The organism is Exiguobacterium sp. S22-S28, assembly GCF_043359615.1.
GTDB lineage: Bacteria > Bacillota > Bacilli > Exiguobacteriales > Exiguobacteriaceae > Exiguobacterium_A.
In genome coordinates this window covers 160,616-182,265 of the sequence record NZ_JBHFFC010000031.1, presented here as the reverse complement: position 1 = coordinate 182,265, position 21,650 = coordinate 160,616, and the positions used below count along the sequence as shown (strand labels likewise).

At 47.3% G+C, this 21,650-nt stretch carries 20 protein-coding genes and 1 riboswitch; of the genes, 12 read left to right on the top strand and 8 right to left on the bottom strand.

Features of this window, described 5'->3' with window-relative positions; genetic code table 11:
- Positions 1–32 precede the first annotated feature (32 nt).
- The 4 genes from ACHA8N_RS15370 (at position 33) to ACHA8N_RS15355 (ending at position 4,512) form a co-directional block, all read left to right on the top strand.
- Entirely contained in the window at positions 33–914 is an 882-nt protein-coding gene (locus ACHA8N_RS15370; RefSeq protein WP_393966232.1) for an ABC transporter ATP-binding protein, read from the top strand.
- Positions 911–1,717, top strand: coding sequence for an ABC transporter permease subunit (locus ACHA8N_RS15365; RefSeq protein ID WP_393966231.1), 807 nt, complete (start codon positions 911–913; stop codon positions 1,715–1,717). The genes ACHA8N_RS15370 and ACHA8N_RS15365 overlap by 4 nt, the downstream gene beginning before the upstream one ends.
- Positions 1,718–1,861: 144 nt before the next feature.
- Positions 1,862–2,935, top strand: a complete 1,074-nt coding sequence (gene rlmN / locus ACHA8N_RS15360) for a dual-specificity RNA methyltransferase RlmN (RefSeq protein ID WP_026831656.1) — start codon at positions 1,862–1,864, stop codon at positions 2,933–2,935.
- A 131-nt stretch (positions 2,936–3,066) separates the two neighbouring features.
- Entirely contained in the window at positions 3,067–4,512 is a 1,446-nt protein-coding gene (locus ACHA8N_RS15355; protein WP_147512148.1) for a DEAD/DEAH box helicase, read from the top strand.
- A 44-nt stretch (positions 4,513–4,556) separates the two neighbouring features.
- On the opposite strand, the gene ACHA8N_RS15350 is transcribed toward ACHA8N_RS15355, so the two are convergent.
- The 5 genes from ACHA8N_RS15350 to ACHA8N_RS15330 form a co-directional block, all read right to left on the bottom strand.
- Positions 4,557–5,867, bottom strand: a complete 1,311-nt coding sequence (locus ACHA8N_RS15350) for an NAD(P)/FAD-dependent oxidoreductase (protein ID WP_393966230.1) — start codon at positions 5,865–5,867, stop codon at positions 4,557–4,559.
- Between the two features lie 75 nt (positions 5,868–5,942).
- Positions 5,943–6,578 (bottom strand): nitroreductase family protein, encoded by a 636-nt coding sequence (locus ACHA8N_RS15345; RefSeq protein WP_028105400.1) that lies wholly within the window; start codon positions 6,576–6,578, stop codon positions 5,943–5,945.
- Positions 6,579–6,632: 54 nt separating this feature from the next.
- Positions 6,633–7,268, bottom strand: coding sequence for a nitroreductase family protein (locus ACHA8N_RS15340; protein WP_393966229.1), 636 nt, complete (start codon positions 7,266–7,268; stop codon positions 6,633–6,635).
- Positions 7,269–7,283: 15 nt separating this feature from the next.
- Positions 7,284–7,733, bottom strand: a complete 450-nt coding sequence (locus ACHA8N_RS15335; RefSeq protein ID WP_393966228.1) for a MarR family winged helix-turn-helix transcriptional regulator — start codon at positions 7,731–7,733, stop codon at positions 7,284–7,286.
- Positions 7,734–7,887: 154 nt separating this feature from the next.
- Positions 7,888–8,556: a YczE/YyaS/YitT family protein gene (locus ACHA8N_RS15330; RefSeq protein WP_147512145.1), complete on the bottom strand. Its 669-nt coding sequence runs from the start codon at positions 8,554–8,556 to the stop codon at positions 7,888–7,890.
- A 150-nt stretch (positions 8,557–8,706) separates the two neighbouring features.
- Here ACHA8N_RS15330 and ACHA8N_RS15325 point away from each other — a divergent pair, with 150 nt between their 5' ends.
- The 6 genes from ACHA8N_RS15325 (at position 8,707) to ACHA8N_RS15300 (ending at position 14,416) form a co-directional block, all read left to right on the top strand.
- On the top strand, positions 8,707–9,486 hold the full coding sequence (locus ACHA8N_RS15325) for a DUF817 domain-containing protein (RefSeq protein WP_393966227.1): 780 nt from the start codon (positions 8,707–8,709) through the stop codon (positions 9,484–9,486).
- Positions 9,487–9,576: 90 nt separating this feature from the next.
- Positions 9,577–10,848 (top strand): DUF2325 domain-containing protein, encoded by a 1,272-nt coding sequence (locus ACHA8N_RS15320; protein ID WP_393966226.1) that lies wholly within the window; start codon positions 9,577–9,579, stop codon positions 10,846–10,848.
- A gap of 67 nt (positions 10,849–10,915) precedes the next feature.
- Entirely contained in the window at positions 10,916–11,554 is a 639-nt protein-coding gene (locus tag ACHA8N_RS15315) for a DUF975 family protein (protein ID WP_393966225.1), read from the top strand.
- A gap of 118 nt (positions 11,555–11,672) precedes the next feature.
- Positions 11,673–11,780, top strand: a riboswitch (SAM riboswitch).
- A 72-nt stretch (positions 11,781–11,852) separates the two neighbouring features.
- Positions 11,853–12,911: an LLM class flavin-dependent oxidoreductase gene (locus ACHA8N_RS15310; RefSeq protein ID WP_393966224.1), complete on the top strand. Its 1,059-nt coding sequence runs from the start codon at positions 11,853–11,855 to the stop codon at positions 12,909–12,911.
- Entirely contained in the window at positions 12,908–13,855 is a 948-nt protein-coding gene (locus ACHA8N_RS15305) for an ATP-grasp domain-containing protein (RefSeq protein ID WP_147512140.1), read from the top strand. Before ACHA8N_RS15310 ends, ACHA8N_RS15305 begins: the two co-directional genes overlap by 4 nt.
- A 102-nt stretch (positions 13,856–13,957) precedes the next feature.
- Complete coding sequence (locus ACHA8N_RS15300; protein WP_393966223.1) at positions 13,958–14,416, top strand: SRPBCC family protein; 459 nt, start codon at positions 13,958–13,960, stop codon at positions 14,414–14,416.
- A 134-nt stretch (positions 14,417–14,550) separates the two neighbouring features.
- On the opposite strand, the gene ACHA8N_RS15295 is transcribed toward ACHA8N_RS15300, so the two are convergent.
- The 3 genes from ACHA8N_RS15295 to ACHA8N_RS15285 all read right to left on the bottom strand — a co-directional run bounded on the left by ACHA8N_RS15295 (position 14,551) and on the right by ACHA8N_RS15285 (position 18,644).
- Positions 14,551–16,419, bottom strand: a complete 1,869-nt coding sequence (locus ACHA8N_RS15295) for a PhoX family protein (protein ID WP_393966222.1) — start codon at positions 16,417–16,419, stop codon at positions 14,551–14,553.
- A 113-nt stretch (positions 16,420–16,532) separates the two neighbouring features.
- On the bottom strand, positions 16,533–16,934 hold the full coding sequence (locus ACHA8N_RS15290) for an NUDIX domain-containing protein (protein WP_167498383.1): 402 nt from the start codon (positions 16,932–16,934) through the stop codon (positions 16,533–16,535).
- An 84-nt stretch (positions 16,935–17,018) separates the two neighbouring features.
- The gene (locus tag ACHA8N_RS15285) at positions 17,019–18,644 is read right to left on the bottom strand and encodes an ABC-F family ATP-binding cassette domain-containing protein (RefSeq protein ID WP_147512136.1); all 1,626 of its coding nucleotides are present in this window, start codon (positions 18,642–18,644) and stop codon (positions 17,019–17,021) included.
- 301 nt (positions 18,645–18,945) lie between these two features.
- On the opposite strand from ACHA8N_RS15285, the gene ACHA8N_RS15280 reads away from it, so the two are divergent.
- Together ACHA8N_RS15280 and ACHA8N_RS15275 are read left to right on the top strand one after the other, a co-directional pair.
- Positions 18,946–19,815 (top strand): prohibitin family protein, encoded by an 870-nt coding sequence (locus tag ACHA8N_RS15280; protein ID WP_147512135.1) that lies wholly within the window; start codon positions 18,946–18,948, stop codon positions 19,813–19,815.
- A 250-nt stretch (positions 19,816–20,065) separates the two neighbouring features.
- Entirely contained in the window at positions 20,066–21,643 is a 1,578-nt protein-coding gene (locus ACHA8N_RS15275; RefSeq protein ID WP_393966221.1) for a hypothetical protein, read from the top strand.
- Positions 21,644–21,650 lie beyond the last annotated feature (7 nt).

The window sequence follows — 21,650 nt, the reverse complement described above, 5'->3', positions numbered from 1 at the left end:
CGACGATCTCCAAAAGAAGTGAGGCGATTGGGATGATTCACTTGGACCACGTGACGAAGGAATTTGCCCCGAAACGAGGATTGTTTGACGTCAGTTTTACGGTGGAACCAGGGATGGTGTTTGGTTTCATCGGACCGAACGGTGCCGGGAAATCAACCGCTATCCGGCAATTGATGGGATTGATTCGAGCCGATTCCGGGCGTGCGACAATCGGCGGATTTGATTGTTGGGATCAATCGGAAGAGGTCAAACGTCTGGTCGGTTATTTACCGGGAGAAATCAATCTGCCGGGTGACTTCACCGGAGAACAGGTGTTGCAGTTGATGCAAAAACTGCATCACAGTTCGCCGCAGCGACAGCAGGAGTTGCTCAATCGGTTTCCGTTTGAGACGAAAACCAAGATTCGGAAGATGTCGAAAGGGATGAAACAAAAACTGGCTTTGGTCGGCTGTTTCATGAAGGATGCACCGGTCTACCTGCTCGACGAGCCGACGAGCGGGCTCGATCCGTTGATGCAGGAACATTTTTTAGACTTGATCGACATCGAACGGCAACGCGGAAAAGCGATTTTGATGAGCTCACACCATTTTCCGGAGATGGAAAAATCGTGTGACCGAGCCGCCCTGATCAAAGAAGGACGGATCATCGTGGAAGCGGACATTCATGAGCTGGTCCGTTCGAGTCGGAAACAATATACGATCGAATTTGGACTCGAGGCAGAGGCGGAACAATTTGCGCTGCAGATCGGCAGTCAACGACTTCAGAAGCAGGTCTCGTTTGTCACGGGTCACGAACTGACTTTAAATCAGATCATTCACCTGTTAACAGCGTACGATGTCCGGATGATTCAATCGTCAGCGGATGACTTGGAACATGTCTTCTTACATTATTACGGTGAGGAGGAATCATCATGATGACCATCATTTGGTCGTTGTTGAAACACAACGTAAAACCGATCATGGCGTATGCGATTGGTACCAGTCTGTATTTATTGATGCTTGCGGCACTCTACCCCTCGATGATGAAGACCGGATTGCTCGAAGCGAAACTTCAAGCGTTGCCACCGGAAGTCTTAAAAGCTTTTCAATACGACAAGGTGACCGGTTTTGATAATGTGCTTGATTTACTTGGCGGTAATTATTACGGACTGATCTTTCAAATCATCGCGTCCCTGTTCTTGTTATCGCTTGCCGCCCGTCTGCTGGCACGACCGATTGATAATGGCGAATTGATTTTATACTTGGCTGCGCCGATTACCCGGCATCAATATACGGCGGCCACAATGATCGTGATGATGCTCGCCAGTACATGCATGGTAGTATGCAATACGCTCGTCTTGCTGCTCGCAGACTGGTTTGTTTCCGGGGTGTCGATTGATGTGCTGACCTTGATTCGTTTTCAAGTGAACGCACTTTTGTTACTGTATGCCATTGGTGGATTCACGCTGTTTATTGCCACCTTGTTTGATGATGAACGGCGTGCTTTTTCGATTGCCGGCAGTGTCCTTGTACTGTCGGTCGTCTTGACGATCGGATCCGGTCTGAGTGAAAAAGTGGAATGGATGCGTTACGGCTCGATTTTCAGCTTGTTCAACACCCAACAATTATTAGAAGGAACTGATCAGTTTTTGATTCACCTTCTGATCCTTGCGAGTATCAGTCTGATCTTCCATGTCGGAGCATTTTTGAGTTTTCGGAAACGAAGTTTGTCGATTTGACACAACTGGACCGTAAAATAAGCCAAAGAAGACGCGGAAATTTACAGAAAGTGAACATTTAGGATTTGAACGTTGCGTAAGCGGCTGATTTTTACTAAGATAAAGGAATGTTATAGTTCTGGAAAAAGAAATGAGGTCTCACTAATGAATAAACCATCCATTTATGGATTAACACTTGAGCAGATGACGGAATGGTTATCGCATCAAGGTCACAAACCGTTCCGAGCAAAACAAGTTTGGGATTGGCTCTATCGTAAACGTGTCACTACTTTCGCAGAAATGACGAATGTCAACAAGGATTGCCTTGAGTTGTTAGATCAGAGTTTTGCGATTAATTCGATGACAGAAGCCGTGAAACAAGAATCAGCAGACGGAACAATCAAGTTCCTCTTCAAATTGTATGACGGCAGCTTGATTGAAACTGTTTTAATGCGTCACAAGTACGGACTTTCGGTCTGTGTCACGACGCAAGTCGGTTGTAACATCGGCTGTAGTTTCTGCGCGAGTGGTTTGATCAAGAAGAGCCGCGATCTCTCTGCTGGAGAAATCGTCGAGCAAATCATGAATGTTCAGCATCACCTCGATGCAGTCGGAAAAGAAGAACGTGTCAGCCACGTCGTCGTCATGGGTATCGGTGAGCCGTTTGATAACTTCGACAACATGGTCGATTTCTTGAACGTCATCAAGGATCACAATGGTCTTGCGATCGGTGCGCGTCACATTACAGTTTCGACAAGTGGACTCGCAGATAAAATCTACAAATTCGCAGATCTAAAACTTCAAGTCAACTTGGCGATTTCATTACACGCGCCAAACAACGAACTCCGCACACAAATCATGAAAATCAACCGTGCGATTCCGCTCGAGAAATTGATGCCTGCCATCGATTACTACGTTAAGACGACGAACCGGAAAATCACGATTGAGTACATTCTCTTACGTGGTGTCAACGACCAAAAGGCCCAAGCGATCGAGCTTGCGAAATTGTTCGAAGACAAACGCCATTTGACGTACGTCAACTTGATTCCATACAACCCGGTTGATGAGCACGGTCAATACCAACGGAGTACGTCGGAAGACATTTCCACGTTCTACGATACGTTGAAAAAGAACGGTCTCAACTGTGGTGTGCGTCTTGAGCACGGTACGGATATCGACGCGGCATGTGGTCAGTTACGCAGTAAGCAAATCAAAAAAGATACAGTTTCAGCAAAATAAGCAAGTCGAGCTTCCCGCCAACAGGTGGGAAGCTCTTTTGACGTCCTGTCGAAAGTAGCGCATAATGAGAGGTCACGTCTGATTCACTAATCACGCTTAAAAATAAACTACAAAATAAATGAGGTATTCTTATGTCTAAAAAACCATTTACGGATTTTCAACTCAGTGCACCGATTCTAGAAGCGATTGAACAACTTGGTTACCATACGCCGACGGATGTCCAACAAGCGGTCATTCCGGTCGCCTTGTCAGAAAAAGATATCATCGTCAAGTCCCGCACCGGCAGCGGAAAGACGGCATCTTTCGGGATTCCGCTCTGTGAGCTCGTCGAGTGGGAAGAAAACAAACCGCAAGCCCTGATCTTGACGCCGACACGCGAACTTGCACTGCAAGTCACGGAAGATGTCATGAACATCGGACGGTACAAGCGGATCAAAGCGACAGCCGTCTTCGGAAAACAGCCATTCCGCGGACAAGTCGCGGAACTGAAACAAAAGACGCATATCGTTGTCGGGACACCGGGTCGTGTCCTCGATCACTTGGAGCGGGGCACGTTATCGCTTGAAAAGGTCAAATACCTTGTCCTTGACGAAGCGGACGAGATGCTCAACATGGGCTTTCTTGATCAAGTCGATACGATTCTCAAACAGTTGCCCAAACAACGGACGACGATGTTGTTCTCAGCAACATTCCCGCAAGACATCCATCAGTTAAGTGACCGGTACATGCAGTCACCGAAAGAAGTTGAAATTACGACGAAGGCAACGGAAATCGCCGAAATCGAACACAGTTATATCACAGTAACCGATAAAACGAAGTTCGCGATTCTGAAAGACGTCACGGTCGTCGAAAATCCAGATCGCTGCATGATTTTCTGCCGGACGAAAGAACACGTCGATTTCGTCGCCCAAGGGTTGGCCTCGATGGATTATCCGGTCGAAAAAATTCACGGTGGCATGGAACAGGATGAGCGTCTCGCCGTCATGAAAGCATTCCGGGCAGGCGAGTTCCGCTATCTCGTCGCGACGGATGTTGCAGCACGGGGAATCGATATTGAAAACATTACGCACGTCATCCAGTACGATATGCCGGTCGAAAAAGAGAGTTATGTCCACAGGACGGGTCGGACAGGGCGCGCCGGAGCACTCGGAAAAGCGATCAGCTTAGTAACGGAGTCTGACATGCGTCGTCTGCGTGAAGTCGAACAGTACCGCGGTGAGACGATTGAAAAACGTCAGGCACCGACTGAGCGGGAATTGATTCGGACGGCGGATGCGTTTGAAGAGAAAATCACGACGGCAGACGTGAGGGCATCGAAAACGGAGCAACTTAACGCGGATATCATGAAGCTGTATTTTAATGGCGGGAAGAAAAAGAAACTGCGTGCCGTTGATTTTGTCGGAACGATTGCGAAAATCGAAGGCATGACCGCTCAAGACATCGGGATCATCACGATCCAGGATACGGTCACGTACGTGGAAATCCTGAACGGAAAAGGTCCACTCGTCTTGCGGGCAATGAAGACGACAAAAGTCAAAGGCAAACAGCTGAAAGTGTATGAAGCGTTTAAAAAATAAAGTGCACTGCACGTTCAACCAGCCGTCTCGAGAGAACCTATCTCTTAGGACGGCTGTTTTTGTGTCAGGTGTTGTCCGAGATGGAGTCCGCTCGCAGCGGCTTGCGATAACGAATGCGTCACACCGGAACAATCGCCGATGGCATACAGTCCCGGGATGTCCGTTTCAAAGGTGACAGACGTCGACAGCATCGGAGCATAAAATTTTCCGTCCATGCCGTACAGCAGTGTGTCGTTTGAGAGCGGCGCATCGAGCAGCTGCTCAAGTCGTTCCAGGAATTCCAACAAGACCGTGATGTCCGTGCCTGGGACTTCCTCGATCAAATTCCCCGCTGTCGCTGCAAGTGTCGGGCGTACTTTGTTTTCGGCGAGAGCACCTGACTGCGTCGAACGACCGGCCCGCAAATCCCCGAGTCGTTGCACGACAATCCGGTCCGTCCCTTGATTGATCTGTCCGATGACGGAAGCGGCATAGTGATTCGCTTCTTCGAGTGTCGCAAAGTAGCGCGGTAAAAACAGCGTGAAGTTTAAGTTGGTCGTACCGGAATCCTGTTCCCGGAAGTTTTGCCCGTCCGGCATGATAAGACCTTCCTGATGTTTGCGGATAATCCGTCCTTTCGGATTCATGCAGTATGTAACGGCGGTTCCTGCTGCTGACGCATAGGCCAATTTTGTTTCGAACGTATCCTGTAAAAATGTCCGGAAGGCCGTTTCTTCCATCTCGATCCGGATGCCGAGGTCGAGACGGGTTTTGCTTTGAGCCAGACCTAATGCCCGAAGTTGTTCCTGCATCCATGCAGTACCGGAGCGTCCAGTCGCGAAAACGACGCGTTGACTCGAAAATGTTTCGTGTTCAGTCGTAAGCAGAAATCCGTCCGCTTGCTGTTCGATTGTCGCAACAGACGTCTCAAAACGAAAGATGACGTGTTCGTGAAGTACGGCTTCGAGCCGTCTTAAAATCCGTTCCGATAGTGCGGTCCCTAAATGCCGGACTGTCGTTTCGATTGTTTCAAGACCGACAACTTTTGCCCGATCAGCTAGAACGGGATTGGACGTGGAGTACGACGCGACTTCATCTGCTCCGTAGCGGCAAAGGAGTGCATCGACTTGTTGCATCAGGCGGAGTGTCGTCTCTGCTCCAAGCTTCTCGGCGAGCTCGCCTCCAAATCCGGCTGAATAGTTGTATTTCCCTTCTGATTTACCAAGTCCGCCAAAGCCGAGATAGGATTCCCGTTTCGTCCGTTGCGCAAGTGGTTTTCCGGCATCGATCAACAGGACCGTCTGACCCTGTTCCATCAGTTCATGGGCTAAAAAGATTCCGGCGATGCCGGCACCGATAATCGTGACATCATACATCGTTTGACCAGCTCCTTTTGGTCAGTATACAAAAAAACCGGATTCCTGTTGAGGAATCCGATTGGTTGTTTGTGATTATTTCCAGTCTGTGATGTCGTTGATCGGCAGACGAACCGATGGGTAACCAGCGTCAACTGCTTTTCCGATGGAAAGGAGCATGACAGGAAGGTAACGGTCTTTATCCATACCGAAGGCTTCAGCGATTTGATCTTTTTCGTAGCCGCCGATTGGGTTTGTATCATAACCGTGCGCACGTGCCACAAGCATCAATTGCATTGAGACGAGACCTGAATCGATCAAGATGCTGTCGCGAAGTGTCTCTGTATCTTCCGGGCTGTAGAAGCCTTTGATGGCAGGGACTTGGCGGTCACGGACTTCTTGCGGCATCAAGCCTTTTTCAACAGCCATATCATAGATTGTATCGATGCTGTCGACTGCATTCATATCACCGAAGACAGCGATGACAGCAGATGATGTCTCGACTTGCACTTGGTTGAATTTAGCGAGTGGTGCAAGTGTCGCTTTCCCTTCAGCACTGTCGATGACGAGGAAACGCCAAGGCTGCATGTTGACTGAAGATGGAGCAAGTGTTGCTTCTTCAAGAATTTGTGTCATTTCTTCTTTAGAAATTTTGACGTTCGTGTCGTAGTTACGAATCGAGCGACGTCCTTTAACGATTTCCATAAAGTCTGTAGTTGTTTGAGTTGTCATAGTAATAATCTCCCTTTTTGTTTGTTCTCTGTTTTTGGTTAGTACGGGTACTGCTTATTTCCAGTCTGCGATATCGTTGATCGGCAGACGAACGGATGGACATCCAGTGTCGACGGCTTTCCCGATGGACAGAAGCATGACCGGTACGTAACGGTCTTTCTCCATGCCGAAGGCTTCTGCGATTTGATCTTTTTCGTAGCCACCGATTGGGTTTGTATCATAACCATGCGCACGGGCGACAAGCATCAATTGCATTGAGACGAGACCTGAATCGATCAAAATGCTGTCTTTGAGAGCACTTGCCGGAACGCTTTCGTACATGCCTTGAATCGCAGGTACTTGACGATCGCGGACTTCTTGCGGCATGAGTCCTTGTGCGACTGCTGTATCATAAATATTTTCAAGTTGATCGATTGCATTCATGTCACCGAAGACAGCGATGACAGCAGATGATGTCTCGACTTGAACTTGGTTGAATTTAGCGAGTGGAGCGAGTGTCGCTTTCCCTTCAGCGCTGTCGATGACGAGGAAACGCCATGGTTGCATGTTGACTGAAGAGGGAGCAAGTGTTGCTTCTTCAAGAATTTGTGTCATCTCTTCTTTAGAAATCTTGACGTTTGTGTCGTAGTTACGGATCGAGCGGCGTCCTTTAACGATTTCCATGAAATCAGTTGTAGTTTGTGTAGTCATCTGACATTCTCCTTTTTAATTAACCGTTGTTTTAGGTAAAGTGAGGGCATTCGTTTCAATTCGTTGCATCATTTGAGCCAACTGATGTTGTTCGTCTACCGTAAATCCTTCAAGCAGTTGCTCGAGGAATTCATCTTTTTGCTCACGTAGTCGTGTAATGCGGGTGGCACCTTCTTGCGTCAATGAAACGAGAATGACGCGGTTATCTGTTGCTGAACGGACACGTTCAATCATCCCGTTCGTTTCGAGATGCTTCAAGTGGCGTGTCACGGCAGCATTATCGACGTTGACGCGTTGTTGCAATTCTTTTTGGCTGATTGTCGTATCCACCTCGAGTTGGGCTAATAAGTCCATCCGGGTTTGGCTGAAACCGTCCGTACAAAGATCAAATTTTTGAGCGATTGTCTTATTGACGGAGACGAGCGCATAAATCAATCGTCCTTTTTCAGTACAAGAAATACTCAAGTCATCACATCCTTCCCTTCGTTCGAAAAATCCTTGACGTATCAAAGATTGATATGTAAACGAATATAACGTGTCTGTTTTCATGCTGCAACTAATATGCTTCATCCACAAAAAAAGATACCATTTCGCATGAAAAGGTATCGAGTCAAACGACTTAACTAATTTTCTGTTGTTTCCGAGGAATCGTTCCGGCATCGATCGCAGCAATCATCCGGCGGAAATGACCCAACCAAAACTGCAGGAACGGACCAATCAAGAAAATCGATAAAATCGTTCCGAAGAACACCGGTCCGCCGAGCAGCCAACCGATTCCGCAGGCGGTGATTTCCATGAAGGTCCGCATCATCCGGATCGACGTACCGAATCGTTCCGCCAGTGTCAGTGTGAGGCCGTCCCGTGGTCCGGCACCGTAACCGACGGCGACATAGAGTCCGGCGCCCATTCCGATGATGAAGATCCCGGCAATCAGCCACAGCGTGTTTTGCCAAACGGAAGCAAACGAGGGCAGAAGACCTGAACCAAGGACGAGGTTCATGAACACCCCAACAAAGATCGCATTGACGAGTGTACCGACTTGCGGTGTGATCCGGTCGAGCAAATACTTGACGAACACAAGCAACAATCCGACGAGGAGAATGATCGTCCCGACGGAAAACGGCGTTTTGTTTTGAAGACCCAAATGAAGGACGTCCCATGTCGAGACGCCAAGCTGTGCCGTGATCATTATCGATGAACCGACGGCGAGTAAAAACAGACCAAATAAGAACAATGTCCATTTCAGGACGGAGCGTAACAGCCAGGACGTTTGAATTGTTTGTCTCATTTACGGAAGACACCTCGTTTCAGAGTAAAATTGATTCATTAACTGTACCATGTTTGATGGAGAAAATTGAAGTGAATCCGATATTTTCCATCTTGAGATGGAGGGAATCACTTCTCTTGATGCGTATACTAATGAAAAGGAGGTCACCTCATGCAAAAAATCCGCCATTTCATCCGTTTTACATATCTCGAAGCCATCTGTTGTGTCTTTCCGGTTGCGATTTTCTTAGCGCTTGCGGTATCCCGTTATCTTCCGTCGGAACCGATTGCGCGCTATGATTTGCTTTTAGCATGGTGTCTTTTTGTTCAAATCGTGCTGCTTGTAGTACGGTACGAAACAAAAGAAGAGTTCAAATTGATTTTAATCTTTCATGCGATTGGTTTGGGACTAGAGTTGTTTAAAGTCCAGGTCGGTTCCTGGAGTTATCCGGAAGAAGCATGGAGCAAGGTGTTTGGTGTGCCGCTTTATGCCGGTTTCATGTATGCGAGTGTCGCAAGCTACATCTGCCAGGCCTTTCGCCGGTTTGATCTTCGGATCACCGAATTTCCCCGTCCGCTTCTCGCCTCCTTGATCGGGCTGTTAGTCTACTTAAACTTTTTTACCCATCACTGGTTATTTGATTTCCGTTGGCTGTTAATGGGACTTGTTGCCGTTGTTTTCTTAAGATCCTGGGTCTATTACCGGTTGGATGAGACCGTCTACCGGATGCCGTTGGTTTTGTCATTTGGTCTAATCGCCTGGTTCATCTGGCTCGCTGAAAATATCGTGACGTTTTTTAAGGGATGGGTCTATCCGAATCAAGAAGAAGGCTGGGAACTGGTCGACTTCGGAAAACTGTCGTCTTGGTTTTTGCTTGTGATCATCACAATCTTAATTGTGGCTGTCGAAAAATACCGGTTGGGCGACCCGTCAATCGAAATTAAAACCTAACCCTAAACAAAAAAATACCTGGTTATTTTTAGACCAACCTACACGAAATCCCCTTGCTATAGTTGAAAAAAAGCAAAGGGGTTGTTTGAGATGATGCAACAAATCATGGAACGGGCGAAAGAATTGGTCGCCGGTAAATTACAGATCGTTGAAACGGCGGAAGATTGGGAGTTGCTGCTCGAGGAAATCCGGGGAATCGATGAGTGGGTCCAACTGTCGCGCTATTATACACCACGCGTACATCCGCAAGAGATGATTCAACAGACGAAAGAAGAGCAACCGATGTCACCCGGTCCGCTGACGGAAATGCCAAAATCGGACGAACCGATTGTCGAACAACGGTATGCGTACACATTTGTCCGGGAATTAAAAGGCGGATCGTTGCAGGAATGGCCGAACAGCCATATCTCGGAAAAGGAAATCCGTCAATGGAATCTCGAGCACGGCATGGAAGTCCGCGTCCAGATTATTCATCAAGACCAACGGCGGACGTCACTGGAAGTGCTCGCCGTCGTCGCAACCGATCAAATGAAGACGCTGGAGCAACGAATCGTCTTTGAAAAATGTATCGTCAAAAATCATGGCATTATCGAGTCGACGGTCAACGGTCCGTTGAAGGATGAAACGGGAAAACCGTTTTACTACGCAACTCCGGTCGAAGATATGCGATTCTTTCAATTGAAGGAAGGACAACTCGTCGACTTGGTGATGTGGAAAGGTCATCCGGAAACACTGACGATTGCCTGGAAGTATGCCTTCCAATATGAAGAACCGATCGTTCAACCGTTCGATCCGTCAACAGAATCGAAACCAACAGACGCGACGGCAGAAATGGACGTGACATCCGTATCAAAAAAATCGACCGGACGATATGCCAAGCAGATGAAGCGAAAACCGACTGTGAAAAAGGTCCGGCAACCACGCCGGATTCGTGAAAAGAAACAACAACCGATGACACCGCTCGTCACGACGTCGCTGCCGGGACAACCCATCGATTACGTCGACAAGGAGCCGCTTGAGTTTGCAGCGTTTAAAGGAATGCGGCTCGTCATCGTCGGAAACGAACAGCAGGCACCGGTCTACCGGACATTTTTTGCTGAGACCGGAATCGAGCTGATTCATTTAGCGGGAGATGCCCAGTCGGCGAAGAAAATTGCCAGCCTCGCGCAAAAGACGGATGCCATCGTCGTAATTACGAGTCGTGTTTCCCATGCGGCGTCAGCCCATGTCATCGCACAAGCCAAAAAACATGCCATCCCATTTGCGATGGAACGCCTCGATGGTCGTCGTTCGCTCTATACGGCCTGCCAACGTCAGCTCGAAAAAGCACGCCTGCACAAGTTAAAAACAGGAAAATCTTAAAAATAACTGAAACTCCTTGCCGCATAAACCGTAAATAGGAGTAGCACTTATTTTAAGGAGGATCTTTATGATTAAAGAATTAAAACTATCGGCACGTGAGTCACTTAACGGTCGCTGGGTCTTAATGGCACTCATGTTTTTACTGTTTCTCATCATTCAAGGGATTCCCACTACGTTTTCTTCTGCTCCGAACGAAGACTTTCAGTTCATCGATGTGATTGGATTTGTGTTGAACATCCTGTTCCTGCCGCTTGCCATCGGTTGGGCATGGCTTGCGCTGTCTGTCGCCCGTAAAGAAGAGGCAAAAATCGTCGATTTATTCGAGCCGTATAAGTTTTTCTTGAAAGCAGTCGGTCTGTCGCTTGTTCAAGGTATTCTTCTTGGATTGTGGTTCTTACTGTTGATCGTTCCAGGGATCATCAAGTCATTTTCGTATATGCTGACCTATTACATTTTACGTGACGAACCGTCGATCGGTATTTTAGATGCGATTACGCGATCACGCCAAATGATGGATGGTCACAAGATGGAAGCCTTTATGCTTGTCCTCTCCTTCATTGGTTGGTTCCTGCTTGGTTTGATTACGATCGGAATTGCCTTCCTCTGGGTTGGACCTTACTTCAGCGTCACCCTCGCCAAGTTTTATGACCGCATCCGCGGTGAAGAAGCACCTGTCGAAGAGTCGACGTTTGTTGCCCCATATTAAGAAAATGAGGATGAGAGCCCAGCTCTCGTCCTTTTTTGATACTGTTTTTAATTCCGATTGGAAAACAAGGTTTAGTGGTTGCTTTACTCTACTAAAAAGTGTACGATAATTCCAATAATTCTTATCAAGAGAAGTCGAGGGAATGGCCCGAAGACACTTCAGCAACCCCGCATCATGCGCGGAAGGTGCTACTTCCTAAAGGGATCAACCCCTTTACAGATAAGAGCAGACATGATGAATCCGTCGCTCTTTTCGATTTTCGAGAAGAGCGATTTTTTTAATAAGGGGGACATAGCAAATGGAGTATGGATTTTGGTTACCGATTTTTGGAGGGTGGTTACGAAACGTCGAGGACGAACAGATGCCGGCGACGTTCGATTATGCCAAACAGGTGGCGCAAATAGCAGAACAAATCGGGTTTTCGACGACGCTGATTGCAGAATTAAACTTAAATGACATCAAAGGGCTGGAAGCGCCAAGTCTTGAAGCCTGGACGACAGCAGCGGCGATTGCTGCGACGACAGAACGGCTGGAAATCATGACAGCTGTCCGTCCGGGGTTCCATAATCCGGCGACGACGGCGAAGATGGCAGCAAACATCGACCAACTCAGCAACGGACGTTTTACGCTGAACGTTGTCTCTGCCTGGTGGGAAGAAGAAGCGCGGCAATACAACGGGATCTTCACGGCGCATGACGAACGGTATGCGCGGACGGAAGAGTTTGTCACGATCATGAAAGGATTATGGGCAGACGCCTCACCGTACAGCTTCGACGGGAACTACTATACGCTTGAGAAGACACAACTGCATCCGAAGCCGGTTCAACGACCGGGCATCAAGTTGTACGCAGGCGGGGAAAGTGAAGCCGGCAAACAAACCATCGTCAATCATTGTGATGCCTATGTCATGCACGGCGGAACGGTAGAAGAAGTATCCGTCAAGATTGAGGATATGAAGGCGCGTCGACAAGCGACCGGACAACCGCCGCTTGAAAGTTTTGGACTGGCTGCGTATATCATCTGCCGCGATACGGAAGAAGAGGCCGTTCAAGAGTGGCAACGGATCACGGACGTCAAGGAAGACGGTGCCGGGTACGTCGGGTACGACGATTTCGTCAGCAAATCGCAACTCGAACAGCAGGTAAAACGGAACGATTATTCAGTCTCCAACCGCGGACTCCGTCCTGATTTGATCGGCACACCGGAACAGATTGCCGAACGGATTCTTGCGTTTGAGCAGGTGGGTGTCTCCTTATTATTACTTCAATTCTCACCACAACTTGAAGAGATGGAACGCTTCGCGCGCGACGTCATGCCGCTTGTCGAAGAAAAACGAAAGGTAGGTCAAACCAAATGACAAAAATTCATATCTTACACGAAAACCAAGAATGGACGGACCATTTAATTAAACGACTCGAGGAACTGGAGTTGCCGTATGAACAGTGGCATCTCGATGAAGGACAGGTCCCGCTTGATGAAATCCCGCCAGAAGGCGTCTTCTACAGCCGGATGAGTGCGTCTTCGCATACGCGCGGGCACCGCTACGCGCCGGAACTGACGGAAGGGGTGCTCGCATGGCTCGAGGAACACGACCGGACGGTCTTCAACGGAACACGTGCGTTGCGACTGGAAGTCAGTAAAATCAATCAATATACGGCTCTTCGAAAAGCCGGTATCCGTGTTCCGAAAACGACGGCTGCCGTCGGACGTGATCAGATTGTTGAAGCGGCGAAAAACATCGGGGTGTCGTCGTTCATCACGAAACACAACCGTGCCGGAAAAGGACTTGGTGTCCAGTTGTTCCATTCGATTGAAGCACTTGAAACGTATCTCGATGGTCCGACCTTTGATGAGCCGGTCGACGGCATCACCCTGATTCAAGAGTATATCCAAGCGCCTGAACCGTATATCACGCGTTGTGAATTCGTCGGCGGAAAATTCGTTTACGCCGTACAAGTTGATACATCAGAAGGCTTTGAACTGTGCCCGGCGGATGCGTGTGTGATCGATGACTTGTTCTGCCCGGTCGGGGAAGAAGCACCACAAACTCCGATGAAGTTTAAAGTCGTTGATGGATTCGATGATCCAATCATCCAGCAATACGAAGCCTTCCTGCAAGCGAATCAGATTGCTGTCGCCGGGATTGAATTCATCAAGGATGCGGACGGGACGATCTATACGTATGATGTCAACACGAATACGAACTACAACTCGGATGCGGAAGCGGCGGCCGGTAAGTTCGGAATGCTGGAGCTCGCGAAGTTCCTTGGGAATGCGTTGGAGCGTCAAACGGTAAAATAAATTATGATTGCCGATTAAAATAAGCCAAATACCCTGTCTGTGTGTAGTCTGAAGTTAGAACTGCACACATCAGGGTATTTTTTAGTAAAGGGAGGTGTTCCGATGGTGACATGGCACGAAGAAAAAGTCCTCGACGTTCCAATCGAGCAGGCTTGGCATTTATTTGACCACGATCGGTTGCAACGGTTAATTCCGGGTGTCGTCCAGCACGAAGTGATTGAACGCAAACCGGGTGTCGTCGGTTCGACGTATCGGCAAACGTACATGCAGGGGAACCGGTTAGAAACGTACATCGTGACAGATCTTGCGTATACAAGCGAACCGGACTTTAAGCAAAACGCGATTGGCTTTACGCTTGCGAAAATCTTTCAGCTCGAGATGACGTTTACACTGAAACGGCTCGACGAAACGAGCTGTCAGCTGATTTATACCGGCAAAAACGAAGGTGCCAACTTTGTCGGACGGAGCCTGTTGTCACTCGGAGGCGAACGGGAGACGGAAAAAATCGTGCAAGGGTTACTCCGTCGTGTGGAAGAAGAGGCGAGTCAACTGCGTGCGTGATTTAAAAGCGGTGTGAAAGCAATCATGTGCCTACAGAGTATGAGTCCTGAAAACAGAAATAGAGAGGTGGACTTCAAAGTCCACCTCTCTATTTCGTCTGAAGCTGATTTTTTGAATCGGCCTCTTGTGTTGTCTCAACGATGAGAATATGATTTTTGACCTGCCGGCAGATTGGACAGGTAACCGACACCGCCTGTTTTTTGGATACCGATGCCTTCTTGCATCGCTTGCTCCAATTTTTTTGAATCGACGGCTGTGATTTGTTTACCGTCCAATCCTTCACCCGGATGCTGATAGTTACTGAGCAAGTAACTGTAACCACCGACGTGATCGAGCGATCGGAGTCCTGTCGCTTCAGCACCGACCGGGACGGAAAGAATCCGTGAGAGTGTTTTCGTCTTCAGGTTATAGGCCCAGACGAAATTGTTAGTGTGGAGCGAGCTGTCTTCACCGATGAACAGTGTTTTTGATGTGGCCGAGTATGCGAGATTATCCGGATTGGCGACGAGGTTCGGATTTGCTGTATTGCCGTACGCATCCGGTGTTGCTAAATCTTCACCGATGACGAGTGCCTGCATGTTAGTCGGGACATAACGACTGTCGATACCTTTGGCACGACCGAGATCGATTTCAAAAGTGGCACCGGATTCCCGTTTTTCAAGCTGGATGTCGTCTTGGACGGCACCTTCTTGTTTTTCTGTACTGCCGGAGACATAAGACAGGGCGATGTACGCTTTCTTATCCTCTTCATTGACCGTGATGCCTTCCATCTTGTTGAACTCAGACGTGGCACCGAGCATCGCACCATAACGGCGGGATTCGAGGAAGGCCGCTTCCTTCTCTTTGCCTGATTTAAGCTTCAGATACTCGACCTTTTTGCTGGCAGCTGTCTTAACCGCTTTAAATCCAGGCGTGGGTGCCTCAGCTGTCTCAAAGATGTCACTAAACTTCGTTCCTTTGTCGATTATACGTTTGACCTCTTTGTCGGATGCATGCCCGAGCTTGATCCATTCAAGATCCCCGGCTCCACCGTCCGTTGCTTGGGTCTGTTTGAATTTTGCGGCATAGAGCGTCCCTTTTGAGAAGTCCTTCTTTTTATCCGCGACATACATGAACATCATCGTATTGTTCCCGTCATCACCAAAGATGGCTGTCTTCTGATCCGGGAGGATTTGCATCATTTCGTGTGAGAAGCGTCCGGTACTGTAATGTTTGACGACCGATGACTTCCCTTTACGGTCCACCGAGATTTCCGGTGTGAAGCCGTAGAAATAAGGATTGGCTTTTGTTTTCGTTCCGAAGTAACGTTCGGCGAACGCGTTGACTTCTTTGGAGGCAGAGGAAGTCGGATCCGACTCAAAAGCACGGGCGTCCGGTTCGTATTCTTCCGAACCGAGGTGTGTGCCCCATGGTGTCGTTGAGCCGTTGCATGGTGTCCACAGACCGTTGACGTTCTTGAAGTCGATTTTACTTGCCTTCTTGACGGCGAGTTTTCCTGTTTTTTTATCTTGAACAACTTCTGTCAAAGTCATCGAGGCAGGAAGTCCCTTGACCTCATTCCCGGCGTTATCAATCGAATCATATTCGAAGTGTGAGACCATGTACTTTTTGCCATGGACTTCGAGCAGACTGTTGGAGTCGGGTGCGTCAGAGACGAATGCTTCCGGTTTATCCGGTACACTCCGATCGATGATTGGATCGCCGTTGACGTCAATCGGTGTTCCGGCAGCGATCATATCGCCTTTATTCTCGACAATCTTATCTTGTGATAAGAACAATTGGTTGTAGTCGAGCGGTTTGATTTCCGTCTTGCCGTTTTGATAAGTCACTTTAACTTTGGCTTCCGTATATGTTTTGACCATTTGATTAATGGTGTTTGGTGCATCCATCGATAGAAATTCAACTTTTTTGATGTCACGCGTTGCGTGCGCATCAGCAGATGTCGGAATCAGACTAGACGACAGAACAGCTGCAGATAAACCGACGATCAGTGTACGTTTCATGATGATTTCCCCCAAGTTGTTTGTTATCTTGCTACTTTCTCATTTAATCAGTTGATTATGAAGAGGATGTAAACATAACAGGACAGTTTCATTTCACTTGGTTAATCTTTTATTTACAAAAGAAGAGAAGGCGTGTTTTTCAAAGCTGCCAAGACTTTGGAGACTTGTACGTCGTCCTTCCTTTCAGTAAGAGGATGCCAGTCAATTTCGGACAGCACTTGTTGATTGATTGGTCGTTCGGGATCGTACCCGATTAAAGGAATTGTTGTATCAACGCGTTCGACGAGAAAGCAGACTTCCTTTCCGGATGAGTCGATTTTCGTATACAACGGTCGAATGACACGGACTTTGAGATTGGCTTCTTCTCTGACTTCCCGAACGACGGATTGTTCGAAGGTTTCATTCGCCTCGAGACCCCCTCCGGGTAACGTCCAGAAACTTCGATCGTTTGTCTCTAGACGAACCATCAGAATCCGACCGTTCTCGATTAAGGCTGCACAGGCGCGGTGACGCAAAGGTTTTCCTCCTCTGATGGGCATGATATCTTCAGTCTACAAAAAAGAGACCTCATCCGCTAGGACAGGTCTCTTGTTCACTGATTAGTTCGTTGCATATAACGTTGATAATTGTTCTTGGACAGAGTCATTGTTGAGGTATTCATCATACGTCGTTTCTTTGTCGACGATACCGTTTGGCGTCAATTCGATGATCCGGTTTGCGATTGTTTCAACAAACTGATGGTCATGCGAGCTGAAGAGCATTGCCCCTTTATAAGCGATCAAGCCATCGTTGAGGGCTGTGATCGATTCAAGATCCAAGTGATTCGTCGGGTCGTCGAGAACAAGAACGTTTGAGCCGCTGAGCATCGCTTTTGATAACATACAACGGACTTTCTCTCCCCCAGATAAAACAGACGCTTTTTTCATGACTTCTTCACCTGAGAAGAGCATGCGACCGAGGAAACCACGGAGGAACGTGTCGCTTTCATCGGCTGGTGAATACTGACGTAACCAGTCGAGGATTGTTTTATCCGATCCTTCGAAGAATGCCGAGTTATCTTTTGGCAAGTACGATTGTGACGTCGTGACGCCCCATTTGAAAGTCCCACTGTCCGCTTCGATTTCACCCATGAGGATTTTAAAGAGTGTTGTGATGGCAATGTCATTTTGGCTGATAAAGACGACTTTATCCGTTTTGTTTAATGAGAAACGAACATTATCCAGTACTTTGACGCCATCGATTGTCTTCGAGATGCCATCAACAATCAACAGGTCGTTTCCGATTTCACGTTCCGGTGTGAAGCCGACGAACGGATAACGGCGTGAAGACGGACGGATGTCGTCGAGTGTGATCTTATCCAACAACTTCTTCCGTGATGTCGCTTGTTTCGCTTTTGAGGCGTTCGAGCTGAAACGGGCGATAAAGGCTTGAAGTTCTTTGATTTTTTCTTCTTTTTTCTTGTTTTGGTCGCCTGCCATACGTGAAGCGAGCTGACTTGACTCATACCAGAAATCATAGTTTCCGATGTAGAGTTGGATTTTTCCGTAGTCGAGATCGGCCATGTGCGTACACACGTTGTTGAGGAAGTGACGGTCGTGGGAAATGACGATGACCGTATTCTCAAATCCGATTAAGAACTCTTCGAGCCATTTGACGGCTTTCAAGTCAAGACCATTGGTCGGCTCATCGAGTAACAGGATATCCGGCTTACCGAACAAAGCTTGTGCAAGCAAGACTTTGACTTTCTCGCCACCAGTCAACTCAGCCATTGTTTTCGTATGCAGGTTTTCTTTGATTCCGAGACCTTGTAAAAGCATTGCCGCTTCCGACTCTGCTTCCCACCCGTTCATTTCAGCGAATTCACCTTCGAGTTCAGCAGCACGCATGCCGTCTTCATCCGAGAAGTTTTCTTTCATATAAATAGCATCTTTTTCTTTCATGACTTCATACAGACGTTTATGTCCCATCATGACAGTTTCAATGACTTGGAACTCTTCATATTCGTAGTGATTCTGGCGCAGGACACCAAGGCGTTCGCCCGGTGTGATGATGACGTCTCCTTGCTGCGCTTCGATATCGCCGGCAAGAATTTTAAGGAACGTTGATTTACCGGCACCGTTTGCACCGATGAGACCGTAGCAGTTGCCTGGTGTGAACTTGATGTTGACGTCTTCGAATAATTTGCGGTCCGCAAAGCGGAGACCGACGTTTTGTACTGTAATCATATAGAGATGAACCCTCGTTTCTAGTGTGTGATGTGCTGTTACGAGTGTACCACAAAATGATACGCTTCGTTTCAAGGACAAAGTTCTTTACATCTTAGACCGGATTGCGAAAATTAGCAACCATGCTTTTAATCAAAATGAAACATTTTCCAGTCTGAAGCGTAAGATGAAGTAAGGAGTTCACAAAGGAGGAGGACGGCATGGCAGCACTTTTCACATTATTATTTTTTGCACTCATCGTTTTGCTGGCCATTGAACTGTACAAGTACATCCAAGACAAAATTGATAAAGGGGATTCTAAATGAGAGAAATTAAACCGAAAAAACGTATACGACCATCGATGATCATCGCGGGGGTGCTCGTCGTCGCTCTGCTTGCAATGACGCCATTCATCGTCGAACAAATCGAACCAGGTCAAGTCGGTGTCGTGTATAAACCATCGAGTGGTGTTCAAGATGAGACGTTGTCACAAGGCTGGCATATCGTGTCACCGATCACGCGCGTAACCGAATATCCGATTCGGACACAAACGAAGTCACTTGATAATATGACACTGGCGACAAAAGACGGGAAAAACATCGTCGTCGACTTCACGTACAGTTTTTCTGTTTCGCCTGATCGAGTAACAGAAGTCTTTAATAAATTTGGTCCGATTGAAATTGATGAGATTGCTGCGGGTTATTTAAAGCAACGTCTCTATGATGCCTCGCGTGAGCAAATTTCAAAAGTCACGGTCCTTGAGCTGTTCGGAGAACAGTCCGGAAATGTCTCGACAAGCATTCAGACACAGTTCGCGGAAGATGTGAAAAAGATCGGGTTCATCATCGAAGATGTCGCACTCGGTGCGCCGAAACCAGATGCGAAGACGCAGGAAGCCATCGATGCGCGGGTCAAAGCCTCACAGGAACTTGATAAAAAGAAGACCGATCTTGCGATTGCAAAGGCAGAAGCAGAACGGTTGCGGGTAGAAGCGAAGGGGGCAGCTGATGCTCGACTCATTGAAGCGCAAGGGCTCGCCAAGGCTCAAAAAGAATTACAAAAAACATTAACAGAAGAAATGATTCAGTACGAAGCCGTCAAGAAATGGGACGGAAAATCACCGCTCGTCAGTGGTTCAGGGAGCATGGTCCAATTGCCGATTCAGGATCAACCAACAACAGAAGAAAAATAAGCGAACGATGCGCCTTTCGACAGAAAGGCGTATTTTTCTTGCTACAAATTTAAAAACAAACTGTAATTCTGAAAAAGTAAAATAAAGTGAAAAACAAGCAATAGACACTTAAAATCATATTTCAAGAAAAAAATCTATAAAGTACATTTTTCAAATACCCATTAATTGGTTTATTTGCCTGTTCAAAAGGAAATTAACGATAATATAACTAGGTCTAACGAAATAGGTCAAATGGGAGGGGAAGAGATGCATGCATAAAAATTGTTCTCCGAATCTCATTGTAATCATAATTTTTCTTTGTTCCCTGTTCTTACCGGTCGACTCAAGCCGGGCGGTCACGAATCAGACGGAAGTGGAAGAACCGTTAACGATTGAAATTTGTAAAAAATTATTAGAAGAACTGGAGAGAGAGGCTGAATCGCCGGATGATTCTATACGTTTAGAAAAAAAGAAAACATGTGAAATACTGCTTGAACAAACAAATACGCAGGATCAAGAAGAAGAAGCGACAGTTCCAGACACGGAATCAACGGAAGAAACGAATGAAGAAGTAGTAACCACACTACCTGATCGAGAGAAGGACGAGCCTGTACAGCCTTCCACACCTGAGAGCAACTCCCCGACGACCCCAGAACCATCCACATCCGATAGCGAGACGACTCCTGAATTATCCACACCCGAGAATGAAAGCCCGATGACCCCAGAACCACCCACACCTGAGAGCGATATTCCATCATCCAAGGAAGATATTCCAAAGAATTCTGACTCGGATGAGCCTGATTTACCTGAACCTCCTGCTTCTGAGAATGAAGAATTTCCGATTGCTGAACCTTCGTCGTCAGAAAATCAATTGAACGAAGAGAAGAATCAACTTCCCTCAAAAGACACGGAATCGTCGCTGGAAGAACTACCAGTCCCGGAAGCACCTAAAAAAGAGAAACCAACACAGCAACCAGTTGTTTCGCCTCGTCTTGCTGGTGTCGCTTTACTAGGAAACTCGAGTTTAAGTGCTACGTACAATGCAACGACGAAGACGATTGAACTCATTAACACTGTTTCGAGTCTCTTGAATATCAATCTATCCAGTGGCTATATTATCTTTCGACTACCACCTGAGGTGATGCAAAGCATCGAGACGAATTCTCTTCAACTCCAGTATCGATATAGCGGATTACTAGGAATCGGAACAAGAACGATTGATGTTGTAGCCGTGATTGATCGGACAAACAATCAAATCTACGCCGATGTTACTTCCTTACTAAAGCTGTCTGTATTAAGTAGTGATCGTTTCACGTTATCGTTTAAAGTCGGAAAATTACCGGTTGGTCTTGATAAAACATATACCTTCAAGAGTGCCTTGGTCGATGGTTTGATTGATTTAAATGTATTAAGTAGTAACACGGCAACAGCGACACTTGGCATAGGGCCAACGTTTAGCATGATCGTGCCACCGACGCTTGATTTTGGCAGTCGCGAGTTGACGGGACGGGAAACCATCATCTCTCGACTCGCACCGATGACAATTTCAATTGCACACGAAAACGCAAACGGATATAACTGGCGATTACAAGCCAGTCTAACGCGCCCGATGACCAGTATGGAAGGGGATATTCTTAAAGATGTTTTGTATTTCAAGACATCCACTCAAAAACAGCTATTGCAAGCAACAGAGATTGAAGTCGCAACCGGACAGATGACAGCGAACCAAAATCAATCACCACTCGTCTATGCCAAAGAGGAAGGAATCATTCTCGATCTGACAGGAAAACAGGCTACACCTTCAACGTACAGTGCAGATATTCAGTGGAGTTTGATTAATGCGCCTTAAAAAGAGG